Source organism: Vibrio kagoshimensis (assembly GCF_050337535.1).
GTDB lineage: Bacteria > Pseudomonadota > Gammaproteobacteria > Enterobacterales > Vibrionaceae > Vibrio > Vibrio gallaecicus.
The window spans coordinates 1-8,779 of the sequence record NZ_JAKJSZ010000037.1 but is presented as its reverse complement, the minus strand read 5'-3'; the positions used below and the strand labels follow the sequence as shown (position 1 = coordinate 8,779).

The 8,779-nt window shown below is 39.5% G+C and carries 9 protein-coding genes and 1 pseudogene; 9 read left to right on the top strand and 1 reads right to left on the bottom strand.

Annotated features, from left to right (window positions below):
• The first annotated feature begins 1,639 nt into the window (after positions 1-1,639).
• A complete protein-coding gene (locus L4C37_RS21715) occupies positions 1,640-1,993 on the top strand; it encodes a hypothetical protein (RefSeq protein WP_429769996.1) in 354 nt (117 codons plus the stop codon).
• A 1,123-nt stretch (positions 1,994-3,116) separates the two neighbouring features.
• Here L4C37_RS21715 and L4C37_RS21710 read toward each other — a convergent pair.
• Positions 3,117-3,362 (bottom strand): hypothetical protein, encoded by a 246-nt coding sequence (locus tag L4C37_RS21710; protein ID WP_137375643.1) that lies wholly within the window; start codon positions 3,360-3,362, stop codon positions 3,117-3,119.
• A 693-nt stretch (positions 3,363-4,055) separates the two neighbouring features.
• Here L4C37_RS21710 and L4C37_RS21705 point away from each other — a divergent pair.
• The 8 genes and pseudogenes from L4C37_RS21705 to L4C37_RS21670 all read left to right on the top strand — a co-directional run.
• Positions 4,056-4,457, top strand: coding sequence for a hypothetical protein (locus L4C37_RS21705; RefSeq protein WP_429769994.1), 402 nt, complete (start codon positions 4,056-4,058; stop codon positions 4,455-4,457).
• A 687-nt stretch (positions 4,458-5,144) separates the two neighbouring features.
• Entirely contained in the window at positions 5,145-5,831 is a 687-nt protein-coding gene (locus tag L4C37_RS21700) for a hypothetical protein (RefSeq protein ID WP_429769992.1), read from the top strand.
• 238 nt (positions 5,832-6,069) lie between these two features.
• Positions 6,070-6,330: a hypothetical protein gene (locus L4C37_RS21695; RefSeq protein WP_429769990.1), complete on the top strand. Its 261-nt coding sequence runs from the start codon at positions 6,070-6,072 to the stop codon at positions 6,328-6,330.
• 145 nt (positions 6,331-6,475) lie between these two features.
• A complete protein-coding gene (locus L4C37_RS21690; protein ID WP_429769988.1) occupies positions 6,476-6,808 on the top strand; it encodes a YnfA family protein in 333 nt (110 codons plus the stop codon).
• Positions 6,809-6,942: 134 nt separating this feature from the next.
• Positions 6,943-7,380: a GIY-YIG nuclease family protein gene (locus L4C37_RS21685; protein ID WP_123309600.1), complete on the top strand. Its 438-nt coding sequence runs from the start codon at positions 6,943-6,945 to the stop codon at positions 7,378-7,380.
• A 147-nt stretch (positions 7,381-7,527) separates the two neighbouring features.
• Positions 7,528-7,950, top strand: coding sequence for a hypothetical protein (locus tag L4C37_RS21680; RefSeq protein ID WP_429769986.1), 423 nt, complete (start codon positions 7,528-7,530; stop codon positions 7,948-7,950).
• A 321-nt stretch (positions 7,951-8,271) separates the two neighbouring features.
• Positions 8,272-8,523, top strand: a complete 252-nt coding sequence (locus L4C37_RS21675) for a TIGR03643 family protein (protein ID WP_429769984.1) — start codon at positions 8,272-8,274, stop codon at positions 8,521-8,523.
• Between the two features lie 155 nt (positions 8,524-8,678).
• Positions 8,679-8,779, top strand: a pseudogene (locus tag L4C37_RS21670) (GNAT family N-acetyltransferase); the annotation flags it as partial.

The following is an 8,779-nucleotide window of genomic DNA, read 5'->3' as shown; positions in this document are numbered from 1 at the left end:
TTGTTTCCTTATGTGACTGATACATCTAAATTCATGTTAGCATAACAAGGCGTTTAAGACAGATTCCCAACGCTTGTCATTCTTAGTTCAAGGTGTGGTTCTGTGTTTAAGGCGTAATGGTTTAGGTTGTGTGGTAGCGTTGCTCACTACTTAACGCGGCGTTAGCTTTACAAGGGAGATATGTGGAAATGATCGACTGTTCTGATATCCGAGATTCAAAGGTGGTGGGYTTAACTGTAAGTAGTGATTGGGTGCAGAAGGTTCACTCTATAGAGTTGGTATTACGGATTGTGGGCGATCAAGAATATCGATATACGTTGTCAGGCGTTACAAGGTACTCAATTTATGAAGACTTTGGTTGTKAATAYATCTCTSAAGTAAAACTTTTATACCTTGAATCGACAGTATTCTTATCTTTAGAYCCGTTCGATGAATTATCTAGTGCTCCAGACTATGAAAATGATTGCTTCTGGTTTGAGGCGTCTTCTCTTGAACGAATGGTGATATAAGCTAACAAGCAATTTAAGCAGACTGCCAACGCTTGGCATTTTCARCWCGGTTTAGCTTCAGTGATTTCGGTGKTAAGTTTGAGTGTATTGGTAGCGTTGTCAGCTACTTAATTGGGCGTTATGTACTAGAGGTTTAAATTTGAATTATCTTAATGGGATAGACCTGCAAGATTCTTTTGTACTCGGGTGGTCCCTGAGTGAGACAAGGTTAGTAATTAATGTTGAGTTTAGTATTTGGCCCGACTCGCCATACTACGATTTACCTACAAATAATGAACATACTTGCTATAAGGTTGGTTACATAATTTTCTCCAATGTAATTTATATAACGGGTCTGTTAGAGCAAGAATTAGTTAAGTGCACGCAAGATATTGACGGTTCTATTGATTATGGAAATATCGATTATTTTGATGATAGTTGCCCAAAATTTAGGTTGGTAGGCGAGTTTGGTGATGTGGTACTGGAATGCTCAGGAGTACAGTTTCAAATACGTACATAACAAGCAATTTAAGCAGACTGTCAACGCTTGGCATTTTCAACTCGGTTTAGCTTCAGTGGTTTCGGTGTTAAATTGGAGTGTATTAGTAGCGTTGCCAGCTACTTAATTGGGCGTTAGGTGTTTTGAAGGTTTTAAAGTAACTTTGATTGAAAAATACAAACTATTGCCAAGTAGAATCCAAAAAGATATCGCGGAAAATACGCTGACCGAGTTTGATTTTTTGGATGAAACAGTACATTGGTATTCTCCTTTTATTCTTTATTCTCAACATGAAGTTCGCGAACTCCAGCCTAGCTATGATTCAGGCTTTCAAGATTACATAGCTATAGGTAGCAATGGTGGAGGAGAGACTTATATGTATAACTGCTCTAATGAGGCAATATACGTGTGCGATCTAATCGGTGGGTACGGTTCGCTAGAAAAAGTGAGTAATTGTTATTCGGAGTTATGCCTTTTATTAGTTCAGTGAGCAGGGCTAGCACACACCTAACAAAGCATTTAAGACGGATTCCCAACGCTTGGCGTTTTCGGTTTGTTTTGAATTAAGTGATTACGGCACAATGGTTTAAGTTTAGTGGTCTGCGTTGCTCACCACTTAATGCGGCGTTATACGTTTTTTTGGAGGCTCTGCATGCCAGCAAGAATTGATGAATACCTTGATAAGGTCATCAAAAATCGATTTACGGTTTCATTAATGTCAAACGCTAAATGGCGTAAAGCCTTCACGGTTTTAGATGTTCCTGAATTGATGTTAAATCAGTGTTTCTGGAAGTTTGTTGATAGCGATGATGAGTTTCTAGGTTTGCTTACTAAATCAGATGGGTTGATGGAAAAGTATGTGGGTGACTATGGCTCAGGTCCTTTCGCCTACAAACGAATAGAGTGGTTAGAAATCCCCAAAGTAGGTAAGCCTAGTGGTTATGAATACGTTCCCTTTAAACATTGGCATCAAGATATACCTTTGGCAATTATGCCGCTCACTTAGGGTACTTTAGTCTTTTTCCCGTATTTTCAATACATGCTTTAGTTTGGGGGTTGCTAGGCGGAGGTGGATTTATCATTTCTTCTTTCGTAACAAAGCTGTCTTTAAATAATAAAAAATTGTCATTTAAACACCTTGCTATATTGGGCTGTTAATAGGAACTAGTCATTTTATTGCGYAATTYAATATAGAGTACTTTTTAGCTATGYTGCCACTGCCTGTCYTAAYTTCTTGGMTTTGTAGCTCTGTATGCTACAAATTTATCGGTAAGGCAGGCTAAATATACCTAACAAGCAATTTAAGCAGACTGCCAACGCTTGGCATTTTTAGCTCAGTTTAGCTTCAGTGATTTAGGTGGTAAATTTGAGTGTATTGGTAGCGTTGTCAGCTACTTAATTGGGCGTTAGTTTACAATAGTAGAAAAGCGTTTTTGGTCAAAGAGCCTAGTCTGGTTTCTGTGCTTTACACCTGCTCGTTTTTCGAAAATTGTGCAACCAAATCATCAGTGCGCGTAGGGTGTTTTTCTGCTCTGTGAGTTTAAGGTTATTCATTTCTCCACATCAGTAATTTTGGTCGCCTAGTGCATCTCGCGCGGCTTCTTTTTCTTGATGGTTAACCTGTAAATAGTGACTTTGTCGCACTTGGTTGTCAGGTTTGTCGAACGAATCCTTTGCCAGCTAAGGTGCTTCAAACTGTGGTTGTTTATCGCATGTCGCTTCTTAGCCAAGTGTGTTTTGTTGGCTAGGGTTGAGTTCCGTAGTTTTCAGTTTTACTTTGGTGTCCAAAGCCAGTAGTTTTGTAACCAATTCAGCACCTTGGCGCTAAACTTTGGCTGCATCATGTAAGCAAACTAACAAAGCGTTTAAGACAGATTCCCAACGCTCGGCATTTTCAGTTTGGGTTAGCTTTAGTGTTTAAGGTGGCAAGGTTTTAGGTAGGGTGGTGGCGTTGCTCACTACTTAACGCGGCGTTAGTTTGCAAAAGTAGAAAAGCGTTTTGGGTCAAAGAGCCTAGTCTGGTTTCTATGCTTTACACCTGTTCGTACTTCGAAAGTTGTGTAACCAAATCTCATCGCGCGTAGGGTGTTTTTCGGCTCTTTGAATTCAACGTTATTCATTTCTCCGCATCAGTAACTTTGGTCACTTAGTGAATCGCGCGCGGCTTCTTTTTCTTGATGGTTAACCCGTAAATAGTGGCTTTGTCGCATTTGGTTATCAGGTTGGTCGAATGAATCCTTTGTCAGCTTAAATGCTTCAAACTGTGGCTGTTTATCGCATGTCGCTTCTAAGCCAAGTGTGTTTTGTTGGTTGGGTTTGAGTTCTGTAGTTTTCAGATTTACATTGGCATTCAAAGCCAGTAGTTTTGTAACCAATTCAGCGCCTTGGCGCTAAACTTTGGCTGCATCATGTAAGCAAACTAACAAAGCGTTTAAGACAGATTCCCAACGCTCGGCATTTTTAGTTTGGGTCAGCTTTAGTGTTTAAGGTGGCAAGGTTTTAGGTTAGGTGGAAGCGTTGCTCACTACTTAACGCGGCGTTAGCCCTCACGAAAAGGTACATATAGTTATGAAAGGACGTTGCCCTAACTGCAATGCAGAGTCTGAGTCGATTCCCCATAGCAAAAAGTGTTCTCAATGTGGAGAGTTCTCAAATGACTGGATTATTTATGATTGGGATGGATACTGCAGTTTCAAGAGAGTTACGATTAGATGTAATTGGGTCCTTTTGGTATTGTGCTTTGCTAATTTATTGGCAATTGTACTAGGCTATGCTGACCCAATTCAGTGGCTATTCTGTTTGCTCATTATTCCAGCAATAGTGAGTTTAACTAGGTCCTATCATGCAATCGCTAACTCTAAACACTATAAAGGACATCGCTTAAAGGATATAAGCCCATGGTTGCCTTTGTTGTAAAGGGCTAACAAAAAATTTAAGAGTGATTCCCCACGCTTGGCATTTTTGGTTTGGGTCAAGTTCAATGTTTACGGCGTCCAAATTAAGTGTCGTGGTCGCGTGGCTCACACCTTAATTGGGCGTTAGGTGAAACTACTAATTTTGGAGACAGTGTGGAAAGTCGAATCCCATTACCAACAGATAATRTTTATAAGTTTTATGCTTTGTTTGGCTTACTACTAGTCATCTTTGCGTCAGGTTCACTGCTATATGTTAATCAGTCAACAAACAATTTAGTGTATGAGTTTACTGTTGAATACCAAAAGTTAAGTCACATACCTGAACAGGTTCGTTCTTTAGAAGAAGATGCTCGGCTTCAAGTTATCGAAAGTAAGCTTCAAGTATCTACGAGCAATAAAAAATTCTTCCTCATCTGCATTAGTTTAATTATAACAATTGGGAGTGTAATGGTAGGTTACGGCTTTAGAACATGGCATAAAATTTTACAACCAATGCAAGATGAAATAACACGGCTCAATATTAAAAAACTTAAACAAGAGGTCGGTGAAGAGTAATCACCTAACAAAGCATTTAAGAGTGATTCCTTACGCTTGCCAGTTTCGCTTCGCTCATAGTATGGCAAGTGTGCGTCACACCTTAATACGGCGTTAGTTTGCAAAAGTAGAAAAGCGTTTTTAGTCAAAGAGCCTAGTTCAGTGTTTGTACTGTACACCTGTTCGTTTTTCGAAAGTTGTGCAACCAAATCTCCTTGCGCGTAGAGTGTCTTTCGGCTCTTTGAGTTCAACGTTATTCATCTCCCCGCATCAGTAACTTTGGTCACTTAGTGCATTGCGCGCGGCTTCTTTTTCTTGGTGGTTAATCCGTAAAATAGTGGTTTGTCGAACTTGGCTGTCAGGTTGGTCGAATGAATCCTTTGTCAGCTAAAACATTTCAAACTGTGGTTGTTTATCGCATGTCGCTTCTTAGCCTAGTTCGTTTTGTTGGCTGAGTTTAAGTTTTGTAGTTTTCAGTTTTACATCGCTGTTCAAAACTAGTAGTTTCATAACCAATTCAGCACCTTGGCGCTAAAACTTGGCTGCATCATGTAAGCAAACTAACAAAGCGTTTAAGACAGATTCCCAACGCTCGGCACTTTCAGTTCAAGTCAGTTTTGGTGTTTACGGTGTAATGGTTTAGGTTAGGTGGTAGGCGTTGCTCACTACTTAACGCGGCGTTAGGTGTTCAATAGGTTAGTTTAAAGAGTGAGTTTCAAAATTAATAGAATTAGCAATAATAGCCTTGGAACGCATTACGGCATTTTTCAAAATGATGAGTTAATTCATCATGAATTTAGTCGCGCAACTGCAGAAAAGGTACTGGGGAAACTACAGACTGGAAATACACTTGAAGAGGCGCTTAAATCTGAGCCAATACCCAAACCTGAATTAGTAATAGCTCGGCTTGTAAAACCTCAAGTTTCATTGGTTAAGCAACATAAGTTTCTTTTCACTACAGCGGTAACTACTGAGAAAAAATTCGAATACGATCCTGTCTTATACCGTAAAATTGCGAACTTTAAGGTCAATGAAATCGTTCAAGTGACAGATCGAAAGGGGCAACGGTCAACTATACATATTACTAATATAGTAAAATTGAGTTGGCACCAACTTCAATTGTTAGTCTCCGGCGGTAGTACTAAATTCGAGAAACAGTATTTACTTTACAAGGAGTACAGTACAAAACATCAAGCACACCGCGTCTTGAAAGGAATGAGTTTAAGCCAAGCAGAAAGTATGGAAATTCAAGAATACATAGATATCTTTAAGGCAAATGGGTTCTCAAAACACACACAAGTAAATGATTACATAACCAACAATAGCTTGTGGGACACTTCCCGACAATTCGCTCACTTAACGAGCATGGTGAGTGCAAAGAAATCCCAGGAATAGAACCTAAATATTTTGAAGTTGTTTGCCGTATCTTGAATATATCGGGTGAGGGTGGTAGAAGCTTAGATAACTTCAAAAAGTACTAATTTAGACCACACCTAACAAACAATTTAAGAGTGATTCCTAACGCTTGGGACTTTTGGTTCTAATTTGAGTACAGTGTTTACGGTGGCGTGGTTGAGTTTCGTGGTAGCGTTACTCACACCTTAATTGGGCGTTATGAGCTTAGGAGATATATGTGGCTCAAAAAGTCATAATTCACGGAAGTAAATGGAAACTTGATGATATTCAAGATAACGTCGATTGGGCAAGCCAGCAGAATTGGGTATTTAAAAAATACTCTAACTCAGGTGAGCACGATCATTGTTTAATATGTTACTGGACAATATTCCATACATTTGATGAAGAGTCTGGGTTTGGCTATCACTATGGTGGAAGTACCTGGTTGTGTAATGAGTGCTGTGAACAATTCATTACGGCACAAAGGTTACGCACATAACAAGCAATTTAAGCAGACTGTCAACGCTTGGCATTTTCAACTCGGTTTAGCTTCAGTGATTAAGGTGTTAAATTTGAGCGTATTAGTAGCGTTTCCAGCTACTTAATTGGGCGTTATGTGGTTGCAGTAAAAATAGGATTTTCAGGTGTTAGAAATTAAAACAATAGGCTTATTCTTTGTAACAGCAATCGCTGAAATCTTAGGGTGCTACCTAYCTTATCTTTGGCTCAAAGAAGATAAATCCGTTTGGCTTCTTGTACCTGCTGCTTTCTGTCTTGCTCTATTTGCTTGGTTGCTTTCGCTTCATCCAACGGCTGCAGGTCGAGTGTATGCCGCGTATGGTGGAGTTTATATCTTTGTCGCTATTCTTTGGTTGTGGGTTGTCGATGGTATTCGTCCGACTGTTTGGGACATTGTGGGAGCTTCAGTGGCAATACTTGGAATGGCAATCATAATGTTTGCGCCTAGAACCACATAACAAGGCGTTAAAGACGGACTCCCAACGCTTGGCATTTTGAGTTTTAGGTCAGTTTCAGTGTTTATGGCACAATGGTTTAGGCAGGGTGGTAGCGTTGCTCGCCACTTAACGCGGCGTTATGAGTATTCATCAGTATGTACGTTTATGTTTTAGAACTAGAAAATCAAAATTATTACGTTGGCATTGCTGAAGACATTGGCTTGAGGCTTTGGACTCATTTTAAAATGGGCGACAAGGTTGGCTCAGCTTGGACGAAAAAACATAAGCCAATTAAAGTTGTCCATTGTAGTGAAATACTCCCAAAGACTAAGTGGAAATCCGAACTGGTTGAAACTCAATGCACTTTGCGTATTGCCAAATTAAAAGGCTTTTCAAAAGTACGTGGGGCTGGCTTTAGTATCTCTAACGAGGACTATCCTAAAAGTTGGGATGAAAAATTAGTTGGTGTGCCACCAGCTGACTTTGACAAAATGAAGCCTTTATCAAATCAAGAGCTCAAGGTTCTATTTAAAGGAAAATATGAGCTCTGGTTGGAACAAAGAAAAAGGCGGCGGAAACCAAAATACTCATAACAAAGCATTTAAGAGTGATTCGCAACGCTTGGCGCTTTCGTTACGCTCAAGTATAGCCAAGTGCTGCTCACACCTTAATGCGGCGTTATGTGTCCGAGTACCCCACGTTTAGTTGAAACTGAATTCGATAGAGCCCGGAGTATTCTTATGGTACGATTTACCATAAAATATCAATTGGTTAATATAAATATGAAAAAACTAATATTAGCGTCTATAGCTCTTTCGTTCTTATTCTTTTCGCACTTATCGAGTGCCAATTCAGAAGGTGATGTAAAGGATGAAGTAATCAATACTATGTTTGCTGTAAATGATGTTGTCTATTGTTCATCTAAATCTGGGATGAAATTTTCTCCTTCTTTATTTGATGGTTGGCTACAAGCGTCGTTTATTCATTATGGTGTCCAAGAGCCTAGTAAAAAAAACTTGACTCAATTAGTACAAGCATCTTGGGCTTTATGGGAGCAACTGCCTCAAGAGGCTAAAGATGAATTTACCCCTGAAAACTGTGTATACAAATATGAAAAGCATCAAAAAAACTTAATAAACTTTGTTAAAGCGATAAATAGGTAATTTAAAAATGAGGTTAATCATTGTTTTGGTTATCATTAATGCGCTGATGTTTTGGGGCTTTTCACAGCTTGGGGATGGCAAATCAAATCATTACTCAGAAGATTCCTACGAATGTCCGTGGAGAGGGTGCTAATTAGGCACATAACAAAGCATTCAAGAGTGATTCGCAACGCTTGGCGTTTTCGCTTCGCTCAAGTATAGCCAAGCGCCGCTCACACCTTAATGCGGCGTTAGGTGTTTGGAAGGTCAAGCTATATATTTTGTGAACCATAAGTTAGAAATTAGCGTATAGAAAGCGACTTTTTAACTTAGGACTGCAAAATGACTCTACAAGAAGAAAGAGCATCGAGAATTATTGAAATGGCTTGGGAAGATAGAACTCCGTTTGAGGCAATAGAATTACAATTTGGCTTGAATGAAGCTGAGGTTATTCGCTTCATGCGCAGCAAACTTAGAAGTGGCAGTTTTAAATTGTGGCGCTCTCGAGTTTCAGGACGTTTAACCAAACACGAAAAGCTGCGAAGTTCTGATATTACACGAGCTTATTGCCCAACTCAGTACAAGCATCGTTGAACCCACACCTAACAAGCAATTTAAGCAGACTGTCAACGCTTGGCATTTTCAACTCGGTTTAGCTTCAGTGTTTTTGGTGGTAAGTTTGAGTGTATTGGTAGCGTTGTCAGCTACTTAATTGGGCGTTATAAGTACTTCCTAATATCGGAGTTTAGATGGAAAGTGAAAGACTTAAACTGGTACCTCCGTCCTTAAATTATGTTGATGTTATGCATGGGGTCATTGAAGAATCTAAGCAAGATCTCTCTCAGTTTTT